This is a genomic window from Alkalicoccus halolimnae, from assembly GCF_008014775.2.
In the GTDB taxonomy this organism is placed as follows: Bacteria; Bacillota; Bacilli; order Bacillales; family Salisediminibacteriaceae; genus Alkalicoccus; species Alkalicoccus halolimnae.
Genome location: NZ_CP144914.1, coordinates 3,498,302 through 3,521,596 on the forward strand (window position 1 = coordinate 3,498,302; position 23,295 = coordinate 3,521,596).

Genomic DNA, 23,295 nt, shown 5'->3' on the forward strand with positions numbered 1-23,295 from the left:
ACGCTTATTCCGGCGGATCAACCGGGAGCTGCCAATTGATCGGTTCTTCTCCCCAGACCTGCAGCTGCTCGTTAATTTTTGAAAAGGGACGGCTTCCGAAAAAACCCCGGTTTGCGGAAAAAGGACTCGGGTGGGGAGAAGTAAAAATAACATGCTTTTCTTCATCGATCCTTTCTCTTTTCTTCTGAGCAGGTTTCCCCCAAAGCAGAAAAATTACCGGACGCTCTCTTTCGTTCAGGCGGTCAATCACTTCATTCGTGAACTGTTCCCAGCCTTTACCCTGATGAGACTGAGGTTCTCCCGCTCTTACGGTAAGAACGGTGTTAAGCATAAGTACACCCTGTTCTGCCCAGTTCTGAAGATAGCCGTGGCGGGGGATAGGGTATCCAAGATCTTCGTGCAGTTCTTTATAAATGTTCACGAGCGAAGGCGGGACTTTCACCCCGGGACGGACAGAGAAGCTTAGACCATGGGCCTGCCCTTTTCCGTGATAGGGGTCCTGGCCGAGGAGGACAACTTTCGTATCCTCGTAAGCTGTAGCATGAAAAGCATTCATTACGTCCTCTTTAGGCGGAAACACCTGATGCTGTTTATATTCTTCTCTCAAAAAGCTTCGCAGCTCTGAAAAATATTCTTTTGTGAGCTCGGCTCCGACCTGATCCTGCCAGTCGTTTTGAAAAGCTTCTGCCATATTTCCCCTCCTTTCTTCTCTGCTCTCTATTCCCTGCACGTAGTATGTAACAAACCCCTCTGAAGAAACGTTTTTGCAGTATTTACCGGAACTCTTCGACAGGCGGCTGCAGGCTTTAAAAAGTTCTTCTTTTCCAGCAGGCTCTTTCAGTTTTCGGTGCTGCTGTTCAGAAAGGCTGCCTTGAAAATAAACCAGGTAAGCGATGAACGTGCGCTTTCGTTTCCATCGGGGCGTATTCCGGGCGGGCACGCGGCTTCCCAGACATTCATATAGATGGATAGCTGAAGATTTTCTGCGTGGTAAATAAAGAAATAAAAGGCGCAGGCACTTCAAAACCTTTCGTCTTTAACAGACCGAGTCTTATTACCTTTGCTGAAAAGAGCAGTACTGCTTCAGGGTGGGATTCTGCGGAGACTACTGCGTTCCAAAACAGCGCACGGCGTTACAACACTCCGTGCGCTCCATTATCAAAAGTACTTATTTGAAGGTTTTTTCAGAGCGTTACACCTGTAACACAAAGCGTTCCATCCCGCTGTTAATGGAAGCTTATTTATTTCAGCTCCCATGATTTCCAGGTAATCGATCCTGCATTTCCGCTTATTTCTACTGTGTTATCTGCAGGATTAGGAAAGAACCGGGAAGTCATCACCGTCTCTCCATTGTTCATAAAAATCTCCAATGATGAGTAGTCCATGAAAATATGAAGCCGCTCCAGAGTATCGAGGTGACACTGTCTTGTTTCTATTTCCCCATCCCGGAAGCGGGGACGTGTGAAGGTGACCAGCTTTTCGGAAGCATCATAAAAGAAAGAAGCTTCATTCCGGAAAGTTAAATAAAGGTCTTCTGCCTGAGCGGTATCAATGACCATTTCTGAAGCTTCCGTTATGACCACTTCTGCTCCTTTTGCTGTATCGACCCGCAGCTCCAGGGCTTCCTCCACACGAAGGTTTTCCAGTTCCTTTGCAGGCTCCTGACGAATTTTATCTCCATCCACGGTTATAATCCGAGGGATAGTCAGGCAGTGAATCCATTGATGTCCAACAGTCGGCTGGAATTCCTCATCAGAGTCAGGGACCCCCATCCATCCGAATAAAATACGTCGTCCCTCTTTATCGACTGTCGTCTGCGGAGCGTAAAATTCAAAACCCTGATCCAGTTCCCTGAACTCCCCGTGGGAATAAGAAGCCTTTTCAAGATCCGCATTTCCCAGGAAATACCCTGCCTGATACGTATTCTCGAAATGTCTACCCTGCTTTTCCAATCCCTGGGGAGAAACAATCAGTACCTCTTTTTCGTTCAAAGAGAAAAGATCCGGACATTCCCACATGTAGCCGAATGGACCGAGTCCATTGAGCCCGCTGCCTGCGAGTGGGCCGACGAGTTCCCACTTTTTGAAATCATCGGAGCGATAGAGGAGCACCTGCCCCTTTTTTTCAGTAGTTTTTGCTCCAATGACGAAATAATACCGGCCGTTTTCTTTCCAGACTTTAGGATCGCGGAAGTCTGCCGTGTACCCTTCAGGAAGCGTATCTACTACAGGTCCCTGTTTTTCAAAGTGTACCCCGTCCTCCGAAGCTGCCACACACTGGTAGGCTTCCCTATTGTTGTTTTCATCTTTTACATTTCCCGTATAAATAAGGGCAAGCTTGTCATCGAGTTCGATCGCACTTCCTGAGTAACAGCCGTTCTTCTCATACCATTCGCTCGGAGCAAGGGCGATCGGCTCTTCTTTCCATTCGATCAGATCATCCGACGTGAAGTGCCCCCAGAATTTATGAGTGTGATCGGGACTGAACGGATTCCACTGAAAGAACATGTGATAGGTGCCTTTCCATTGAATCCATCCGTTTGGGTCATTGAGCAGACCTGCAGGAGGCATCAGATGGTAAGCCTGTCTGTAAGGATCACCCTCTACGGTCGACTTATTTTTTTCCACTGCTTCATAGGCAGCTTCGTGAAGCTGTTTTTCTTTTTCCGTCATTTCGTTATCCCTCCAGGTTTTCAAGTCTTTTATTCACTTCATCCAGTGTCGGCAGAGCCGTCATAGCACCTTTTGTAGAAGCGGCCAACCCTCCGGAAACAGCCGCGAATGAAGCCATTTCTTTTACTTCTTCCGGTGCCAGATCCCGAATTGGTTTTTCCAGCAGGTGAAGCTGATAAAGCATACCTGAAACGAAGGCATCTCCTGCTCCCGTCGTATCCACTGCATTTACTTTCATTGCCGGTACTTTTACAGGAGCTTCTCCCTGCATGAAGATATAACTGCCTTCTTCTCCCATCGTAATCAGGATAAGCGGAATGTTGAATTCGTCCAGACGCCCCGCTCCCCGTTCTATATCTGCTTCCCCTGTTATAAATTCCAGTTCTTCTTCCGAGATCTTCAAAATATCCGCTTCTCCAAGCATGCTGCGGATGGCGCTTCGTGCCTGTTCCTCCGATTCCCAGAGTCCAAGGCGGAGGTTCGGATCGTAGGAGACAAGCAGGCCTTTTTCCCTTGCTGTTTTGACTGCCTTCTTAGTCGCTGACTGAGCAGGTTCGCTGATAAGGCTGATCGAGCCGAAATGAAGCAGGTTATGATCATCAAACAGCTTTTCCACCACTTCTTTTTCCTCTAAAAATCGATCGGCGCTTGGGTCGATGTAAAATTCAAAGCTTCGTTCTCCACCTTCTCCAAGCGTAACGAAGACGACGCCGGTCCGCGTGTTTTTCGTGAAGCGCATCTGGGTCGTATCCACTCCGTAGCGGTTCAGTGTATCCTTTAAAAACCGCCCGAGGACGTCGTCACCGACTTTCCCGAGAAAAGAAGCTTTTGCACCAAGACGGGCAAGGCCTACTGCTACATTGGCCGGAGCTCCGCCCGGACTTTTTTGAAAGGTTTCATTATGGTCGTCCAGCGGGATAAAGTCGATTAAAGCTTCACCTAAACAGATTATTCCTTTGTTCACAGTCATCTACTCCTTCTTTTGAGTGTTCATTGCTTCCCATTTATGTACAGCTTCCTTCTTTCCATTATACGTTTGCGTTTTATCCCCTACAAGCGTAAACAAAAAATGGCTGGAAGAGGCTGGTTGGCAGGGAAGATCGAATCGTTGTTTTTTCCGAGATTTACGGAAAAGAAGGGAGCTGCTTCAAAGTCTGGTAAAGAGGGAGGTTTTATTGAATTTTTCTTCACACCTGCTACAATGAAAGCAGCTGACACTAAAGGAAACTGCCCGGTTGTGCGGGCAGGACAGAAATAATATTTCCTCTCCAGTTGGAGGAGTAATTTATAGAGAAGGGAAAGATATGATTTGGAAAAAATATATATTTTACATGAAAATGATGAATGGACGAAGCCTCTGCTGGAAGCACTGGAAAAGCTGAATGTTCCATTTGAAGACTGGCACCTCCATGAAGGCATTGTTCCTTTGGATGAAGTGCCTCCTGAAGGCGTCTTTTATAATCGGATGAGTGCCTCTTCGCATTCCCGAGGGCACCGCTATGCTCCCGAATTAACGGAAGCTGTGTTAAACTGGCTGGAGAGCCATAATAGAACCGTATTAAACGGCACAAGAGCTCTCTATCTGGAAGTCAGTAAAGCAGCTCAATATGAAGCGCTGAAAAAACACGGCATTGCTGTTCCAAAAACGACGGCAGCAGTTGGTGCAAGCCAGCTTATAAAAGCTGCAGAGAGCATGCCTCTTCCCTTTATTACGAAACACAACCGTGCCGGCAAGGGGCTGGGAGTGGAACGCTTTGACAGTGTGGAAGCGTTGAAAAACAAAGTCAACGACGGGGAAATTGAGCCTTCTATCGACGGTGTGATGCTGCTTCAGCAGTTTATCGATGCACCCTCTTCTACTATTACCCGCTGTGAGTTTGTCGACGGAAAATTTATGTACGCTGTCCAGGTAGATACATCCGAAGGTTTTGAGCTGTGTCCCGCGGATGCATGCCGGATCGAGGATCAATTCTGCCCGACAGGAACGGAAGAAACGAGGGCAAAGTTCGAAATTATTCCCGGATTCGACAGTCCTTTAATCAGGAAATACGAAGCATTTCTCCAGGATAACGATATTTCCTTTGCCGGCATTGAACAGATTACCGACTCAGATGGGACCACCTATACGTATGATGTGAATACCAATACAAATTACAACGCAGAAGCTGAAGAAGTTTACGGGACGTACGGCATGCAGGAAATTGCGAAAGCTTTGAAAACCTACCTGCACCGTGCCTCAATTACACGTTAGAAAGGAGCTCACGGCTTTGAAAACAATTGACCCTTCCCAGGTTCAGGAAAAGTTAAATGAGCTTTCAGGGGAAACAGTATATGTCCATCTGGAGACGACCAACGGCGCTTACGCCAATCATAATGATAAAGCTTTCTTTTCTGCCGGAGCCTTCATCCGCAACGCCCAGCTCCGCTACATTCATGGAAAAATCGCCGGTTCCGGTCCTTATCGGGTCGGATTGGAAACAGAAATCGGATGGCTGTATGCGGAAGGCCTGACAGACTGGGAGATAGATGAGGAAGACCGGGTGCTGATGGCCGGTCATGATGAAAGCGGGCGCCTCGCGGTGGCCCTCGAATTAAGTCAAAAGCCGTTTCGAAAATAAATAGAGAAAAGGGGGTATGCCCTGTGACAGACAAACATATTCTTGTGATTTTCCCCCATCCGGATGACGAAGCATTCGGCGTTTCGGGAACAATCTTATCCCACACCGATGCAGGGACTCCGGTTACCTATATTTGCCTGACTCTAGGAGAAATGGGACGTAATATGGGGCGGCCTGTTATGGCAAACCGGGAGTCGCTTCCCGATATCCGCCTGAAAGAGCTTAAAGAAGCCTGCAGCCTTCTTGGCATTGAGGATCTCCGCCGATTCGGGATGAGGGATAAAACAGTCGAATTTACAGACAGGGACGCTCTTTCAGAAAGATTGTCCGATGTCATTTCGGAAGTAAATCCTACTACCATTATTACGTTCTACCCCGGCTATGCCGTTCATCCGGATCATGACGCTACTGGAGCAGCTGTCGTGGATGCTGTCAGGAAGCTTCCTGACGAAAACCGTCCCGGGATTCATGCCATTGCTTTTGCCGATGGCAGTGAAGAAGCTCTTGGGGAGCCGGATGTAGTGAGAGACGTCCGCGAATACCGGGAACGAAAACTGCAGGTGATTGAAGCTCATGCCTCCCAGACTGCCGGATTAATGGAACAGGTCCGCAGCAGAATGGAAGAACACGATGAAACGATTGAATATATGCTGCAGACAGAACGATTTTGGACTTATCCTGTCGAAGATTAATACAAAAAGCTGCCTTGAAAATAAAAAGATAAGCGATAGACGTACGCTTTTGTTTCCATGGGGACGCTTTCCGGGCGGGCCCGCTTCAGCTAATCCCTCCGGAGTCTCCGCCGCCCGCTTTAGAAAGAAAGGGTGAGGTCAGAGGGTTTACCTTCAAAAGGAGTTTTCTGTAATTTCTATCGAAAGAGCTTCTGATTGGTCCTCTATTTTTAGAAAGCCGGAAGTGAAGGAAGAAATCAGCCCCTGTGAGCTATAGCAGGTAACCTGGTTTTATCCCCAGTTGAAAAGGAGCACATTCCGTGTATAGACGGAATGTGCTCCTTTTCGTATGTTGGAAATGTGTTTTCTAAAAAGTAATGCCCGGCTTTTTAAACTTCCACCGCTATTCTTGCCTCTTTTGTCCGTTTGTCCAGCTCTTCGCGGGCCATATTTGGATAAGCGACGATAAAATGGACGGAGCGTTTGTAGGCGGCGTGGCTGATCAGCAGCTCTATATAGCCGCCTTCCATGTCGTAGGAAACAACTTTCCGCCACTCCGAAACAAATGTGATTTTATGGAAAATCGGGACAAATAAAATATAAGAATCGGTCATAATAAGGTATCCGCGCCAGTCAGCTTTTGTCTTGAGAGCCGGAATCATCACACGAACATCCTCTTTCGTAAAAGCAGCCGCTTTATTTTTTGCCGCGAAATAAATAACAGCGTCCAGCCCAGCCGTTAATAATACCGCCGCCAGTATACTTACGACCGCTGCAGCCGGCTGCTGGGGAAAGAGAATCACCGGGAGAAGAATTCCTAAAATCAGCAGTGTAACTACGTATCGCAGGTACCTTCCTAAAAATGGATTTCCATAACGAAGCATTTTCCCACCCCCAAAAATGCAAGAATTGATAATATTTTATAATTCCCTTTTTTCGGAGAAGATAAACGCCCGGCTCTTTACACATCCAGGAAGCAAGGCTGAGGTGCATCAGCCTGCCTCAAAGAACCGGAGCAGATCTCCGTATATAATCTGGTCGGAGTAGTACAATTCGTCCTCTCCCCGTTCCGCAGCTTCCAGGCAGGCCTCCATATTCAGCTCTTCTCCACTCTCTGCATCGAAGCAGAATTCCCCGGTGAAGACTACTTCATCGGTGACAACATTTCCACTCCGCAAAACGGCGAAATCATCCCGATCTTCCGAAAGGAGGTCGCTGCCGAACATAACATGCTCTTCCTGATTCATTCCGAGCAGATTTACAAGCGTCGGCATAATATCGATGTGGCCACCTACCGTGCTTATTGTTTCTGCCTGATCTTCCATTCCGGGCGCATGAATAATAACCGGAATGCGGTCGAGTTTAACGGTTTCATATGGACCGATCGGGCTCTCCAGAAATTCTTCCAGCTCTTCATAATGACTTTCCGCTAATCCGTAATGATCTCCGTATATGACAAAGATCGTATCTTCGTACATTCCTGCTTCCTTGAACTCATCGAATAGGACACGTACTGCTTCATCTGTATACCGTACAGTCGGAAAATAACGGTTAACAATATCACTTTCCGTGTCTGCTTCATCAACGTACGTGTCTTCTTCATCAAGTTCATAAGGAAAATGATTCGTAAGTGTCAGCATCGTTGAGTAAAACGGCTGGGGAATTTCTTCAAAATAATCCATTGACTGTTCCATAAACTCAATATCTTTCAGACCCCACCCGACCGAGTTCTCATCAGAAATATCGTAGGCATCAATATCGTAATAATGATCATATCCTAAGTGGGGATAGACTTCTCCCCGGTTATAAAAAGTATCCACATTGGCATGAAACGCAGCGTTATAATAACCCTTTTCCCCAAGAGCGCGGGGCAGCGGTGTCAATTCATTTTCCGGATGGGTATGAAATACAGCGCCACGGCCAAGCGGATAAAGAGAATTATTTACCATAAATTCCGTATCCGAAGTTTTTCCCTGGCCGGCCTGGTCATAAATATTGTCAAAATAAAAGCTGTCTTCAATAAGGTCGTTTAAAAAAGGCGTTATTTCATCCCCATTTATCGTCTCACCAATGACAAAAGTTTCAAACGACTCCAGTGAGAGGACGACAACATTTTTTCCTTCCGCCTCTGCAAAGTAATCGGCGTTCGGGTCAATTTGATACGTTTCCAAATGCTGCTTGATATCGTCCAGATCTTCCCTTTCCGCAAAGGCTGACTGCGCACCTGTTGTAAAATGAAGATAGACATCATAGAAGTAAAAATTATAAATTCCAAGACTTTTAACCAGATTTTCTCTATCAAAGGAATGTGCCGGAGCTTCCGGTTCTTCTACTTCCACCTGGCTCACCAGAATAATCGAAACAGCCACAGTGGCTATCCAGGCATATGTCAGTTTTGACGTCCAGAATTTCTCCTTTTTTACAGACAGCACCTCCGGCTTTTTCACCGCAAAGTATCCGATAAAAACCAGGTCAAGGAAGAAAACAATATCCCACCATTGGATCAATTCAAATACGCTCGTAGTCAAATCTCCTGCATTTCCGCTCATCACGAGCATCGGAAGGGTAATAATATCTGCAAACTCTCTGTAGTAAACCGTGTTGCTGTATAAAATCGTTGAAAGTACCGCACTAATAATAAAAAAGTAGGGTCGCTGCCAGGAGGGTTTTAATAGCAGACCGGCTCCAAAAATCAGCAGAAGAAAAGCGAGAGGGTTGATGATGAATATTACCATTTCGGACCAATGATTCATGACAAGATCAAATGTAAGAAAGGAGACAACAACTGTTTTAATCCATAAAACAGTCAGACAGAACAGCATAAAACGGTGACGGCTTAAAAAATCACGCATGATGTCCCATTCCTTTCTGTTTATATAAAAGGCAGTCCCTGCCCTATAATAAGATAGTCTCTCTTCTATTTTAATAAGAAAAGGCTTATATGCTCAAGCTGTAAGACTCTTTTACACGCTTTAATAGAAAAGCTTATCATCTTATTATACCCTTTATTCTTATAAATTAACCGCCTATTTCAGAGAATGTTATCCTGAAAGTTTTAAAAATGTTAATAAGATCCAGATTGACAGTGCCATCTGACAATGCTGTATATAAAGAAAATCCTTCACGGCAGGTCAATTGAAACGGAGTTTTCTACATGTATCCACACCCGACTTGGCTCTTAAGCATGTAAAGTAAATTGTTCCTGCTTTTTATCACTTAAAGTCTGCTTCTTCTCTTCAAAATCCGCAGTAACAGGTATAAGCGGTTTGAGTTAATTATATATGTTTAACTTAATAATTCGTTTCCAATTCCGTAAACAAACGCTTTCGTTCCCATGGGGACGCTTTCCGGGCGGACAGGCCTCAGCTGATCCCTTTTCCCCTGCGGTCGATAGAGATGGATCTTCGGCTCGTCCTTATTCGCTCCGGAGTCCCCCCATGTCCACTCCAGCGTTCTCTACTGCCTTTCTGTTCTTCCAGCAGGAACGGCCTGCCGTTAAAACTTGTTTTTAAGGGAGCCTTTTATTTAGGAAAACGAAGTATCTATTTTTTCGGGAAACTGATAAAATTAATTTTGGAACCATACCTTAAAGGAGGATGACTCATTCATGACATCGTTTGAACAAAAGCTCGATAAATATGCCGAACTGGCTGTTAAAGTAGGCGTCAACGTCCAGAAGGATCAGACGCTCGTATTAAACGCTCCGATAACTTCTGCTGACTTTGTGCGTAAAGTAGCCGCTAAAGCCTATGATGCAGGCGCAAAAAATGTCCACGTTGAATGGAATGACGACGAACTGACACGCCTTCGCTATGACAAAGCCCCGCTTGACTCTTTCAAGGAGTTCCCGCAGTGGAAAGCACGCGGGTTTGAAGAGCTTGCCGAAAACGGCGCTGCCTTTATGACCATTAAATCAACGGATCCTGATCTTCTTCAGGGAGTGGATGGTACGAAGATTGCCGAAGCTAATAAAGCTTCCGGACAGGCGATGAATACTTTCCGAAAATACATTCAGTCTGATAAAGTAAGCTGGCTCGTAATCTCAGCACCTTCTCCTGCCTGGGCAGCAAAAGTCTTTCCGGATACGCCGGAAGAGCAGCAGGAAGAAAAACTGTGGGAAGCAATGTTTGAAGCAACCCGTATTAATACGGAAGACCCGGTGCAGGCATGGAAAAATCATGATCAAAAACTGCAGACGAAAGCAAAAGAATTAACAGAGAAAAACTTTCAGAAGCTTCATTACACAGCGCCGGGTACGGATTTAACGATTGAACTTCCGGACAATCACGTCTGGATCGGCGGCGGCGGCCCGAATACAGACGGGGTTCACTTTGTAGCCAACATGCCGACAGAAGAAGTATTTACCGCGCCACAGGCAGACGGAGTAAATGGAACTGTCCGCAATACGAAGCCTCTTAACTATGGAGGCAATGTAATCGATGATTTCAGTCTTACATTTAAAGATGGAAAAGTGGTTGATTTCTCCGCTGAACAGGGCGAAGAAACATTGAAGAATCTGCTTGATACCGACGACGGAGCGCGGCGCCTTGGAGAAGTAGCCCTCGTCCCTCACAGTTCACCGATTTCCCAAAGCGGCATTCTTTTCTACAATACGCTTTACGACGAAAATGCTTCCAATCATATCGCTTTAGGAAGCGCTTATTCCACGTGTGTAGAAGACGGGGCGGATATGAGCGAAGAAGAACTGAAGCAGGCCGGTCTTAATACGAGCATTACCCACGTTGACTTCATGATTGGATCAGACAAAATGAATATCGACGGCGTGAAAAATGACGGCAGCACAGAACCGGTTTTCCGCAACGGAGAATGGGCAGAATAAAGAAAGAACAAAAGACCCGGGGAAATTTCCCGGGTCATATTTTTTCACACTGTTTCTCCCCTTATTCCCTGGTGTGACGCTTTTCCCCTCCCTCTTTTCACTTAATAAATTTCCTCAATTTCTCAATATTTAAAATTCCTGCTTTTTTATTCTAATTTTTTTGAATATAATAACATCATACTTATAAAAAAAGGGGGATTTCAATTGCAGGAGTCATTAATGAACTTTCTGGGTGCCGTCAGTGATGTGGTCTGGGGCATTCCAACACTCGTACTTATTGTCGGAACCGGCTTATTCTTAACTATCCGCCTCGGATTTCTCCAGTTCCGCACGCTTTTTTACGGCTTAAAACTGGCTTTCACCCCGAGTAAACAGGATAAAAAGTCCGCGGGGGATATCAGCCATTTTGAAGCGCTCACGACTGCACTCGCTGCCACCATCGGAACCGGTAACATTGCCGGGGTTGCTACGGCCGTCGTTCTCGGCGGACCCGGCGCCGTTTTCTGGATGTGGATCAGTGCTCTTTTTGGTATGGCTACAAAGTATGCGGAAGCGATTCTTGCTGTTAAATACCGCGGAACGGATCATAAAGGCCGGATGTCCGGCGGTCCTATGTATTATATTGAAAAAGGGCTCGGCTTGAAATGGCTCGCTGTTCTGTTTGCCGTTTTCGGCGCCGTAGCTGCCTTCGGTATCGGGAATATGGTGCAGTCCAACTCTGTTTCCGGTGCGCTGAACGAAACGTTCAATGTGGATCCATTTATTACTGGTATTATACTTACTGTTCTTGCCGGTCTTGTTATTCTCGGGGGCATTCGTGCCATCGGACGGGTTACCGCTTTCGTGGTCCCTTTTATGGCCCTGTTCTACGTTACGGCCGGATTAATTATTATGATTATGAACTGGGAACTTGTACCGGGAGCTGTCGGCTACATTTTCACTGATGCCTTTACCGGCCAGGCCGTAGCCGGCGGTGCTGTCGGCGCTGTCATCCGCTGGGGTGTCGCACGAGGGGTTTTCTCCAACGAAGCTGGTCTCGGTTCTGCTCCAATCGCAGCTGCTGCAGCCCGTACCGACTATCCAGGACGACAGGCGCTTGTATCCATGACACAGGTATTTATCGATACGATTGTTGTCTGTTCGATTACTGGTATTGTTATCGTTATGGGGGATATGTATATCGATGGTCCGGATGGAGCCGCTCTCACTTCCGCTACCTTTGAATCCTTCCTCGGAGCTACAGGCAGTATCATCGTTGCTATCGGACTCGTCTTTTTCGCCTTCTCGACCATCCTAGGCTGGTCCTACTACGGCGAAAAGTGTTTTGGGTATCTGTTCAGTGATAAAGCCGCACTTTACTACAGGGGAGCGTTCGTAGTCGCCATTTTCTTTGGTGCTGTCGCAGAACTTGATCTCGTCTGGGCTATGGCCGATGTCATGAACGGCCTAATGGCGATACCGAACTTAATCGGCCTTCTCGGCCTGAGTGGTGTTGTCGTATTAGAAACAAACAAATTCCTGAAAGTAGCCCGTGAAGAAAAGCAGCGCGATCTTGCTGCAAGAAAGTAAATCGCAGGCCTTAGGCGGCATGACGGAGTTTTCGTCATGCCGCTTTTAGTTTATTCTGCAGGCTCAGGCGTTAAATAAATAATTTCTGTCAGTGGCCAGTATTGTTTTATTTAGGACTGCGCCTTTACTTTCTTCGCTTCCCCCGGAAAAAAACTTTCAGCTTTCCAACGTTGATTTAGAAATACTGAAAAACTGTATAAATTTGAGGGATCAATCTCCTTCTTCCACGGGCATGTTTGCGCTTCGTTTTGATTTTCCAAAACAGAAAGCCCGCTGGTTGAATCAAGAAGGTACAGTGGCCTTCTATAGGAATGGACTTTCCTCTATACAGGTGGAATGATTGATGATCAAACGGAATCTTCGTTATTAGAAAGCAGCTCCCGCTCTATATTTTAACTGAGCGCTGGAGTGGCCATGGGGCGACTCCCGGGGCTATCAAGGCCGAGCCGCACTCCGTTCGACCAAAGGGAGGACGGAATCAGCTGAGGCCGGCCCGCCCGGAAAGCGTCCCCATGGAAACGAAAGCGCGCGTGACTTTATTTTCAAAGCAGTCATAAAAAGAACGACCTGCGAAAAGTCAGAGGTAATTAAAGGCGTAACAATATTTTTGTTGATTTTCTAATTTCGATCTATTAAAATAAATTCTTGTGAATAATTATAAATATTTCTGAAGAGGTGATTGGAATGGAACCTCGTTCTCCATTAAAATTCATTATTTTTTCGCTGCTCGGTATTGCTCTGTTTATGACGCCTATTCCAACAGCTGAAGGGTTTACTATACCAATAGCGGTTCTATCCGGCTACGTCCAGGACATTCTTGCCGGCGCACTTCCGCTGATTCTCATGGTAATTATATTTATCAGTTTCGCCGGGACGCTTATACACAAATTCATACGGCCGCACATCATGGATAAAAGTGCTTTTTTACAGCGGTTGTTTGATGTTTCCCTTTTCTGGCTTTTTGTCCGGGCTGCTGCAGCCGTTTTTGCAGTTATTACTTATTTTCAGATTGGCCCCGAGTTTCTCTGGTCTGAAGGTACAGGTGGACTCCTTCTTGAAGGACTGCTCCCGACGCTGTTTACGATCTTTTTATTTGCAGGGCTGTTTCTGCCGCTCCTGCTGAATTTCGGTCTGCTTGAATTTTTCGGCGGGCTGCTTACAAAAGTTATGCGCCCCTTGTTTACACTCCCGGGCCGTTCATCGATCGATTCCCTTACTTCCTGGCTCGGAGATGGTACGATCGGCGTTATTTTAACGAATAAGCAGTACGAAGAAGGCTATTATTCCCAGCGCGAAGCTGCCGTTATCGGAACAACCTTCTCTGTCGTTTCGATCACTTTTTCACTCGTAGTCATTGAAGAAGTCGGGCTTACTCATATGTTTCTTCCTTTTTACGGGACGGTCATTCTTGCCGGCTTTATAACTGCTTTAATCATGCCGAGAATTCCGCCGCTTTCGTGGAAATCAAATAAATATGCAAATAACATGGAAAATCAGCTTGATGAAACTATCCCGGAAACCTATAAAGAAAAGAGTTTCAGTTCCATCCGTTTCGGTTTCGATCTCGCCTCCCGACGTGCTTCCAGAAACAGCAGTCCCGGTGCTTTTTTTGCCCAGGGAAGTAAAACAGTGCTCGACATGTGGCTCGCTGTGGCACCTGTCGTGATGGCTTTCGGAACAGTGGCGACAATTATCGCCGAATTTACTCCAATTTTCGCATGGCTTGGAGCCCCGTTTATTCCACTGCTGCAGCTGATGAATGTCCCGGAAGCGGCTGCCGCTGCGGAGACACTGGTCGTCGGCTTTGCAGATATGTTTCTGCCTGCGATTTTTGCTTCTGACATCGAAAGTGAGATGACACGCTTTATTATTGCCTGTGTATCGGTCACGCAGCTCATTTTCCTCTCTGAAGTCGGGGGCGTGCTGCTCGGATCGAAAATTCCGGTGACGCTCCGGGATTTGTTCATCATCTTTATCGAGCGAACGCTGATTTCCCTGCCTATTATTGTTCTGATCGCTCACCTGTTATTTTAGGAGCAGAAAAATTCCAGCTCATTCTCCATCTTTAAACACGAAAAATTCCCGGTTCCTTCAAGAGGAACCGGGAATTTTTTGCGCTTAATTTAGACGGCAGTCCATCCGCCATCAGCTGTCAAAACAGTTCCGTTAATAAAGCTTGCATCCTCAGAAGCTAAAAACAGCGCTGCTTTTGCAATTTCCTCCGGCTCGCCGATGGGGACTTCCCCGGCTCGTTCAGTCGCCTTGTAACCTAAAGCACTCGGGTTATCAATGGTACTGCCTATATTAGTCCTGACTCCTCCTGGTGCGATAGCGTTCGCCCGGATGTGATAGTCTTTTCCGTAGACAGCGGCAATGTTTTTCGTCATACCGATCAGGGCGTGCTTGGAAGCAACATAGGCTGAACCTCCTCTGCCCCCGAACAGCCCGCCTACAGAAGCGTTATTGACGATCACCCCTCTTCCTTGTTTCATCATCTGGTCAATCGCTGCCCGCGAAGCCATCATCGGTCCCGTCACATTAACGTTCATGACTTTATCCCACTGCTCGTTCGTCACTTCTCCAACCGGAATATAATTATCCATGATCCCGGCGTTATTAACGAGGACGTCCAGTGAGCCGTACTCTCCTACCGCTGCACGCATCATTTTATCAATATCTTCCTGTTTCGTGACGTTCACCTGTAAACCTACGGCCCTGCCGCCTGCTTTCTTGATTTTTTCTACTGTCTCCATAACTGCCGCTTCATTCATGTCTGCTGCTACAACGTTCGCCCCCTCTTCAGCAAAAAGAATGGCAATCGCTCTTCCCATTCCAGAACCTGCACCCGTTACTACTGCTGTTTTTTCCTCCAGCTTCATCTTCAACACTCCTTCTTTTTAAAGTGCTTACAAAAGACAATAAATGGATATAACTAACATATTTAGTATACTCCGAATCTGCCCTGTTCACAATATTTTCCATGGATAACGTATCAGGGTTATATTATGAAGACACTGGTTCTGATGGGCATAAAACGTACGCCGACAGTACTGCTTTTTGACACACACTTTAAAAATACGGACTGCCGAAGCAGCCCGTAAAATAACGTTCTATTATTTATTTTTATTTTGCTGTCCTTTTCCTTTTCCAGGATGCTCCTCCGGAGGTCCGGGATTCACCCATTCAGGCGGTCCGGGATTTTCCGGTTTTCCAGGCTTACCAGGCTTACCCGGTTTACCAGGCTTATCTGGTTTTCCCGGCTCGCCGGGCTCATCCGGTGTTTCCGGCTCTTCCCGTTCTTCTCCAGTTCTCACAATAACTGCTGTTAAAGGATCGATTGTAATATCTCCAGAAGTAAGTTCAAAACCGTTTTCCTCGGCAACTGCTCCTGCCCCTGCTTCATCGGCATCTGCAACTACTGTTCCCACGGTCAGATCTTCTTCGAGAGAAAGCGTGCGTTCCTCGTCATCTGCATTGATAAATACATGATAGGTTTCATCCATTTCCAGAGACGCTGCGCGGTAGCCGATGAGAAGATCTTCCTCCTTGATTTCCGGCGCATCGATCAGAGAAACCTGCTCTTCAATTTCTTCCATCGTGCCAAATGTGAAGGCGTCGGTAGACCGGCGCAGTTCAATCATTCCTGCTGCCATTTCCTGGGTGACATTATTAATCGGATAAGCTTCTGCGTTCGTTGCTTTTTCCCAGTCAAACAAGTTAACGGCATCTGTAGAGTCGTAGGAGTCGTGAATGAAGTATGGATATTCAAATGGATTGCCATCTGCATCCTCCATATAAGTGGATTTATACGGTTCTTCTCCTTCTGCTGCAGGCTCGATGTAGTCATCGTCGCGGAACTGCTTTGTACGGCCGAATTCCTGTCCGCCGTGCATAAACGCTGTTCCCTGCGCGGTTAAGACCATCGCATTTCCTAAACGAATGCGCTGATGGATTTCTTCCTGATGATCTTTTGGATCTTTTTGAATCGACTGTGCGATCACGTCATGCAGCGTTAAATTGTCATGTGCTGCGATATAAGGAACCACATCTCCTGGATTCGTGGCCGTGAAATTTGCCGGGTCTGCGGTGAGATTATTGTAAATTCGTTCAATATCACGCGATCCACCGGTAAGGAATCTCGGCTCTCCTTCACTTCCGAATCCTGATTTTAATTCATTGCGGAAGTCGTCTGAAAAAGATCCGACGCTTTCTGTATCCTGCATCCACTGCTGATCTGCAGGCTGTACGTCCGGATAGTTTTCATCCCCTGCATACGTTACCCAGCCTTCTCCGATCATGACAATGTTCGGATTGACTTCCTTTGCTTCATCGTAGGCAATCTGGATCGTTTCTGCATCGTGATCGCCCATCATGTCAAAGCGGAATCCATCTACTTTAAATTCCTCCACCCAGTACATGATCGAATCCACAAGGATGCGGCGCGACATTTCGTGCGTTGTGCCGAGACGTCCTCCGCCAAAGCTTACACGGGACGTGCCATCTGCATCCATGAAGTGATAGTAGTTCGGCTCCAGGTCTTCAAAGATATGCACGCTTGCTGTATGGTTGTAAACGACATCAAGTACGACTCCCATATCACGTTCATGAATTTCGTGAATCAGCTGTTTAAACTCTTCTATTCTCTTTTCCGCATCTTCCGGATTCTGAGAATACATTCCCGTTAAGGAGAAATAACTGTGCGGGTCATATCCCCAGTTATAATTGTTTTGAGTCGAAGAATAATCCAGCATACGCTCCTCTGCTGTAAACTCATTGGAGAAGAAATAACTCATCACCGGCAGAAGCTGCACGTGGGTTACCCCTAAATCCTCGAGATAATCGAGACGCTCGGAAAACGCTCCGAACGTACCAAATTCGTTTTCCAGCTCTCCTTCAATGGAAGGGTCTGAAGTGAAGTCACGAACATGCAGTTCGTAGATGATCGCATCCTCCCTCTTTTCAAATCCTTCAATATCCGCAAAATCAAGCTCCGGTCCGATCGAAGCAGGATCCACGATGGCAGCTTTACCGATATAGTTTTCATCATCATCGCTGTTCCAGGCGGCCATCGAAGGAGCATACGGATCGAGAGCCTCGACTGTTTCTCCATCTCTTTCAATCATATAATGATAGTAGTAGCCTGTATGATCTTCCACGCCTGTACTGCCTGCATCAAGCGTTACTTCCCAGACTCCTCTCTCCTGACGTTCCATATCTACATCTTCCGAAACGACGCTGTCCTGATCGTCTTTATCGTAAAGCTTGATGCTTACGTTTTCCGCGCTTGGCGACCAGAGCTTTAACGTAACGGATCCATCGTCGTGAAGCTCTGCTCCAAGATCGCCGTCATAGCTGTAAAGCTCATCTTTTAAACGCCAGCCGATCATCGCATTCGCCTCCCGGTTATTAAATGTAACCGTAAACGGTGCAAGGTCCAGATCGAAAGTGCCGTGGAGAATGACCGTTACTCCATCATCTTCTATCGTTACCTCGTCAAAAGCAACCGGGTCTCCATTCCGGTCTGTAATAGTGATCTCTTCCTGCAGCTGTTCTGCATTTACATTTTCTGTACCTGAGAAAGTAAGTTCAATCTGCTCTTCAGAAAGCAATTCTGCATTTCTTAACCCGTCCTGCGTCGTATAGTAAGGGTTATTAAAAGCGGTATCATTCCCTTCCTGTACAAAAATCTGATTGTATCTTTCCAGATCGGCAAAGCTCATGTCATCCGTCTGGTCTCCGGTCTCTTTGTTTAGAAAAAGAAATCCGATTTCTTCTGCGTCTTCTGTCAGTTCCACGTCAAGATAGGCACCATACTTCCCCGTACCTTCAAAATCTGCGGCGGCGTCCGGCCACTCTCCCTGCTCATCAGATGGAAGAGCTACATCTTCAAATGACCAGACGGACCAATTTTCATAATCGTCGTTTTCACGCTCATAATGAATCCGGACTTCGTTTTCTTCCAGATCTGCAGGCTCGGCAAGTACGTAAGAACCGTCTTCATAAAGCCATATTTCGTTCATGCTTTCTGAAATGAGATCTACCTGCACGTCTCCTGTAATGTTATCGCCGCCCGCATTGTTTACGAGCATGCTCAACCTGTCTGCTCCCGGCTCCAGTTCAATATCAACATACGGTCCAAAAGCCGTACTGTTTTCTTCACTGAAACGCTCATCTCCAGGCCAGGGAGCATTTTCTTCTGATGGTACGGCAGCACCATCCCAATACCAGACACCCAGCGAGGAAATATCCGCTTCTCCTGCCTCATAGTGGACACGAAGGTGATTTTCCGGAATGTCACTGGAAGGTTCTTCCGGTGCCGGTGCTTCTTCTCCTGCAATCGTTCCGTTTTCAGCTGTGAGAAGAACGGTTCCGCCATCTGCTTTTGCCGGGAGTGTTATCGTTACCTGATTATTTTCAGCCTGATATGTTTCCCCGGAATAGGCGTCTGTCACCACTGTTTCTGCTTCATCTACACCGAGCGTCACTTCCTGCGCTTCCGATGCTGTGTTCAGCCCTACGAACACACTTTCACCGTTATAGGTACGATCAAATACGAGAAATTCTTCCTCGTCAGATCCCGCTGTCTGACTGCGGTCTCCTCTTGCAAATATCTCTGAGTGTTCTCCCCGGAACTGAAGAAGCTTCTGATAGTGCTTGTGAATTCCGCTTTCTTCCACTTCGTCCCAGGCAAAGTCATAACGGTTGTCGTACTGCGGCCAGTTGTCTTCTCCGGACTGCCCGAGCTCTTCTCCGTAATATACAACCGGCTGTCCTTTTGCCGTGATTTGAAGCGCTGCACCTATCAACAGGGCCTCTTCTCCGTGGTTATGAAGAAAGCCTGCTTCATCGTGACTTCCCAGAAACTGCCCAAGCAAGGACGTGTTATCCATCCCTGAATTTCGTTCTTGCAGATCTTCGTTTACAGCCTCCAGATTTCCACGCGCAAAGTCACGTGCGCTGTTTTTGAAGCCGAAGTCCAGAAGGGAGTCCATCGTTCCTGTCTGCAAATATCCCTGATCGTCATTCTGGTCCGCGCCCCACGACTCACCGATCATTTTAAATTCGCTGTCTTTTGCTGTTAATTCGTTCTTAAAGTGCTGCCAGGTCGTGTCATCTACGTGCTTGACTGTATCGACCCGGAAAAAAGAAACAGCATTCCCATTCTCCGTAGTTGAACGGTCCAGCCAGGCTGTCTGCCAGGCTGCCAGCTGGTCACGAACGTCCGGATTCTCCGTTTCAAAATCCGGCAGGTCTGCAAGTTCCATCGTGAGGTCATCAGAACCTGGGTTCTCTCGGATCATTCCGTCAAAACGCTCGACGACTTCCTGCCCCGGATATCCGTCGGGAGCTTCGTCTTCCGGAAGCTGATCGCTTTCACGTACGTCATAGCCGGGGTGATTCAACACGACGTCTACCATGATTTTCATGTCCCGCGCTGCGGCTTCATCAATTAACGTATGAAATTCTTCCAGCGTTCCTAAATGTGGATTCAGTTCTTCAAAATCACTTGCCCAGTAGCCATGGTAACCGAAATAATTTCCGGCTGAAGCATCCCATTCTACATCGTGGGCAATATTTTCTACGATGGGAGTAATCCACACCGTGTTGACTCCGAGATCATCCAGATAATCCAGGTTTTCTGTAACGCCTGCGAAATCACCGCCCTGATATGTACCGCGCGGATTTTCATCATCGTACTGCGAATAGTTTAAGTCGTAAGGATCATTGTTATCAGGATTCCCATCTGCGAATCGATCTGTCAGCATAAAGTAGATCATCGCTTCATCCCAGTCAAAATCTCCTTCTTCTTTACTCCTGTCGATGACTTCCGCTGCCGCTGAACCTTCGTATACGCCGCCTTCTTCGTCAATAGCACGAATAGGAATATCATATGTGCCGGGTTCAGTTGAATGAGTCGCAGCGATCGATACTGCCTGAAGCTCTGCAGAAACAGAAAGTTCACTGCTTCCTCCCATCTCACTTGTATCAGCATAAATTGTATCGATTTCTACATCACTGTTGTTTTCTATGTTCACTTCCAATACAGCATTTTCGTTGTAGTTAAATGCTTCCACTGAACCGCTTACGCTGATGTCATACTCTCCTTCTTTCAGCTCCCGGTCCTCTTCCTCCAGGGTAGTGGAGACAAAATAAGGATTCGTGTAAACTTCATCGTCGCCTTCCTGTAAAAAGATCTGGCTGTGTGTTTCAAAATCACCAAAGTTCATGTCTCCGGACTGCTGCCCTTCTTCCACACGCTCCACGAGTAAAAAGCCGATTTCTGAAGCATCAGGTGCAAGCGCAAGATCATAGTAAGCGCCGTAAGGGCCTGTCTGTTCGTTCGAGAAGGCATGAGCGTCCATCGGCCAGTCCGAAGGCTCCTCTGCTGCATCTCCCCAGGTCCAGAGGCCCCATGGCTCGTAGGAGTCACCTTCCGCCTCAAAGTTCACCCGCAGTGTGTCTTCTGCAAGCTCTTCCGGCTCATAGTAATACACCTGCTCCTCCTCCGTTATCCAGACTTCGTCCATCTCTTCCGCAAGAATATCCACTTCTATATCGTCAGAGACATTTTCTCCGTCCCGGTTATTAATCACCAGACCTAAAGAAGAAGCTGCTTCGGAAAGTTCAATGTCTACATAGGATCCAAAATCGGTCGTTCCAAAATCAGAGAACCAGCTGCCATCCGGCCAGTCCGTCGGCTCTTCAGCCACGTCCCCCCAGAACCAGACGCCAAGTTCCTCCACATCCATATCTCCATAATCATAATGGACACGGAGCGATTCTTCTCCCGCCGTGTCATCCTGCTCTTCCTCTGCGGCCGCCGGAGCAAAACCCGAAAAAACACTGATTCCCATGACTCCTGCCATAAACAGGGCACGATGTTTCGTTTTTCTTTTATACAATAGTAACTCTCTCCCTTCAAAGTTAAGTGACCAATTCGTTTTAAAGGATCGTGCCTCCTTTCGATGCAGAACGTAAATTTGTGCAACGTAATGCAACGTGCGGAAACGTTTGCACAAACGACAAAATTAAAAAGCGCTTCTCTGCTATTTTTTAAATAATAAGTGCAAGCGCTTTCTTTATTTTTAATCATATATCAATAATTTTGATAATTCAATAGATTTCTGTTATATAAGCCGTAATTCGATACTATTGGCATTTATTTGCAATGTTATGGACAGCGGAAATACTGGCAGCTGTTCTTATGTTCTATGTTGAAAAAATAAGGGGAGGGGCTGCTTTATAAGCAAGAAAGGGAAAACGAGAAAAAGAATTCTTCCGAAAGCTGGCGGGCAGAGGGGGTGACGCCGGGGTGATGAAGGGATTAGCTTAGAACGTCCCTGCGCCTCACTGAAACAAATACCTCCGGTTACTGAAACGCAAACGTAAAATGGTGTTTGACATATAATAGAGGTTTTATTTTCAAGGCCTCCATTCAAAAACTCGAACTGAAAAAATCACCAGCACGAGCTGTTCAGCACTGTGAAATGGGAGGACTGTAACTAAAGGAGCTGGCCTGATTAAATCTATCAGAACAGCTCCTCCGGTTTTTCTATTCTTTTATTGCTACGACTTCCACTTCCACGAGGGCGCCTTTTGGCATTTTAGAAATTTCTACAGCGCTTCGTGCTGGATAAGGCTGTTTTAAATAAGAAGCATAAATATCGTTAACAAGCGAGAAATCGTCCATATTCTGCAGGAAAATCATCGCTTTGACGATGCTGTCGTTGTTCGTCCCTGCTGCTCTAAGAACTTCTGAAACGTTTTTCATGACCTGATGAGCCTGCTGCTCAACTCCCGGAACGAGTTCCCCTGATTCCGGATCAATACCAATCTGGCCGGATGTATAAATCAAACCGTTTACTTCTACAGCCTGGGAATAAGGCCCTATCGCTTCCGGAGCCAGATTTGTGTGAATGATATTTCTCATTGTGCATTCCTCCAAACAGCGTGATTAATCTATATTTTGCGCATCTTAATTTGATTTACTAGATGATGGCCGCCTTTTCTTAAAATCAAATCTGCGCGGTGTCTTGTCGGCCGGATATTCTCTGTTAAATTCGGATGATTGATTCTGTCCCAGATATCTTTGGCAAAATCATAGGCTTCTTCATCATTCAAATCCGCATATTTCCGGAAATAGGAAGACGGATGGCGGAAGGCAGTTTCCCGGAGCTTTTTAAAACGCTCTACATACCAGGAAAAAATATGATCCTCAGCAGCATCCACGTAAATGGAGAAATCGAAGTAGTCAGAAACGTAGACTTCGTCTTCTTCATTGACCGATCTCTGCCGGGGCGGCTGCAGCACATTAATACCTTCAATAATGACGATGTCGGGCTGTTCGACCACCTGCTTTTCATCCGGAATCACATCATACGTAATATGAGAATACACCGGTGCTTCTACTCTTTCCTTACCCGATTTGAGTTCAGCTAAAAACTTCAAAAGTTCATGAACATTATAGCTTTCGGGAAACCCTTTTTTATTCATGATCCCGCGCTTCTCAAGCTCCGCATTGGAATACAGAAATCCGTCTGTTGTGACAAGATCCACTCTCGGGTGCCGGTCCCATCTTGACAGCAGAGTATGAAGAACACGTGCGATCGTACTCTTCCCGACTGCTACGCTTCCGGCGATGCCGATAATATAGGGAACCTTTTTCTCCTGCTTCTGAAGAAAAATCGAGCGGCTCCGGTAAAGCTCCTGCGAAGCAATTGCATGCAGGTGAATCAATCTTGTAAGCGGAAGATAAATATCCGCGATTTCTTCCAAATTCAATACGTCGTTGAACCCTTTTAACTTTTCAATCTCTTCCGTTGTGACTTCCATCGGATAGGACTGCCGGAGAGCTGCCCACTCTTCCCGGGTAAAAGTTGTAAACGGCGTAACGTTGTCGATAACTCCCTTGCTCATGTCTCATC

General features: G+C 46.6%; 15 protein-coding genes. 6 read left to right on the forward strand and 9 right to left on the reverse strand.

Annotated elements, in window-relative coordinates:
- Positions 1-4 precede the first annotated feature (4 nt).
- The 3 genes from FTX54_RS15920 to FTX54_RS15930 all read right to left on the reverse strand — a co-directional run bounded on the left by FTX54_RS15920 (position 5) and on the right by FTX54_RS15930 (position 3,642).
- Positions 5-691 (reverse strand): uracil-DNA glycosylase, encoded by a 687-nt coding sequence (locus tag FTX54_RS15920; RefSeq protein ID WP_147802676.1) that lies wholly within the window; start codon positions 689-691, stop codon positions 5-7.
- 550 nt (positions 692-1,241) lie between these two features.
- Entirely contained in the window at positions 1,242-2,672 is a 1,431-nt protein-coding gene (locus FTX54_RS15925) for a sucrose-6-phosphate hydrolase (RefSeq protein WP_147802675.1), read from the reverse strand.
- A gap of 4 nt (positions 2,673-2,676) precedes the next feature.
- Positions 2,677-3,642: an aminoimidazole riboside kinase gene (locus FTX54_RS15930; protein ID WP_147802674.1), complete on the reverse strand. Its 966-nt coding sequence runs from the start codon at positions 3,640-3,642 to the stop codon at positions 2,677-2,679.
- 339 nt (positions 3,643-3,981) lie between these two features.
- Between FTX54_RS15930 and FTX54_RS15935 the strand changes: the two genes are divergently transcribed.
- Genes FTX54_RS15935 through bshB2 form a run of 3 tightly spaced genes read left to right on the forward strand, consistent with a single transcriptional unit; the run spans position 3,982 to position 5,982 of the window.
- Positions 3,982-4,923, forward strand: a complete 942-nt coding sequence (locus FTX54_RS15935) for an ATP-grasp domain-containing protein (protein ID WP_147802673.1) — start codon at positions 3,982-3,984, stop codon at positions 4,921-4,923.
- A 16-nt stretch (positions 4,924-4,939) separates the two neighbouring features.
- Positions 4,940-5,290 (forward strand): YojF family protein, encoded by a 351-nt coding sequence (locus FTX54_RS15940; RefSeq protein ID WP_147802672.1) that lies wholly within the window; start codon positions 4,940-4,942, stop codon positions 5,288-5,290.
- Positions 5,291-5,313: 23 nt separating this feature from the next.
- Positions 5,314-5,982, forward strand: coding sequence for a bacillithiol biosynthesis deacetylase BshB2 (bshB2, locus tag FTX54_RS15945; RefSeq protein WP_147802671.1), 669 nt, complete (start codon positions 5,314-5,316; stop codon positions 5,980-5,982).
- A gap of 368 nt (positions 5,983-6,350) precedes the next feature.
- Here bshB2 and FTX54_RS15950 read toward each other — a convergent pair whose 3' ends face one another.
- Both FTX54_RS15950 and FTX54_RS15955 read right to left on the reverse strand, forming a co-directional pair.
- Positions 6,351-6,845, reverse strand: coding sequence for a hypothetical protein (locus FTX54_RS15950; RefSeq protein WP_147802670.1), 495 nt, complete (start codon positions 6,843-6,845; stop codon positions 6,351-6,353).
- Positions 6,846-6,953: 108 nt separating this feature from the next.
- Positions 6,954-8,813, reverse strand: a complete 1,860-nt coding sequence (locus tag FTX54_RS15955; protein WP_147802669.1) for an LTA synthase family protein — start codon at positions 8,811-8,813, stop codon at positions 6,954-6,956.
- A 755-nt stretch (positions 8,814-9,568) separates the two neighbouring features.
- On the opposite strand from FTX54_RS15955, the gene FTX54_RS15960 reads away from it, so the two are divergent.
- The 3 genes from FTX54_RS15960 to FTX54_RS15970 all read left to right on the forward strand — a co-directional run bounded on the left by FTX54_RS15960 (position 9,569) and on the right by FTX54_RS15970 (position 14,404).
- Positions 9,569-10,801, forward strand: coding sequence for an aminopeptidase (locus FTX54_RS15960; RefSeq protein WP_147802668.1), 1,233 nt, complete (start codon positions 9,569-9,571; stop codon positions 10,799-10,801).
- A gap of 219 nt (positions 10,802-11,020) precedes the next feature.
- Entirely contained in the window at positions 11,021-12,370 is a 1,350-nt protein-coding gene (locus FTX54_RS15965) for an alanine/glycine:cation symporter family protein (RefSeq protein WP_147802826.1), read from the forward strand.
- Between the two features lie 684 nt (positions 12,371-13,054).
- Positions 13,055-14,404, forward strand: a complete 1,350-nt coding sequence (locus FTX54_RS15970) for a YjiH family protein (RefSeq protein WP_147802667.1) — start codon at positions 13,055-13,057, stop codon at positions 14,402-14,404.
- 89 nt (positions 14,405-14,493) lie between these two features.
- On the opposite strand, the gene FTX54_RS15975 is transcribed toward FTX54_RS15970, so the two are convergent.
- The 4 genes from FTX54_RS15975 to coaA all read right to left on the reverse strand — a co-directional run bounded on the left by FTX54_RS15975 (position 14,494) and on the right by coaA (position 23,287).
- Complete coding sequence (locus FTX54_RS15975) at positions 14,494-15,249, reverse strand: glucose 1-dehydrogenase (RefSeq protein ID WP_147802666.1); 756 nt, start codon at positions 15,247-15,249, stop codon at positions 14,494-14,496.
- Between the two features lie 234 nt (positions 15,250-15,483).
- Positions 15,484-21,273, reverse strand: coding sequence for a pullulanase (locus tag FTX54_RS15980; RefSeq protein ID WP_246125558.1), 5,790 nt, complete (start codon positions 21,271-21,273; stop codon positions 15,484-15,486).
- A 650-nt stretch (positions 21,274-21,923) separates the two neighbouring features.
- Complete coding sequence (locus tag FTX54_RS15985) at positions 21,924-22,301, reverse strand: RidA family protein (RefSeq protein ID WP_147802665.1); 378 nt, start codon at positions 22,299-22,301, stop codon at positions 21,924-21,926.
- Between the two features lie 29 nt (positions 22,302-22,330).
- Entirely contained in the window at positions 22,331-23,287 is a 957-nt protein-coding gene (gene coaA / locus FTX54_RS15990; protein WP_147802664.1) for a type I pantothenate kinase, read from the reverse strand.
- Positions 23,288-23,295: the final 8 nt, after the last annotated feature.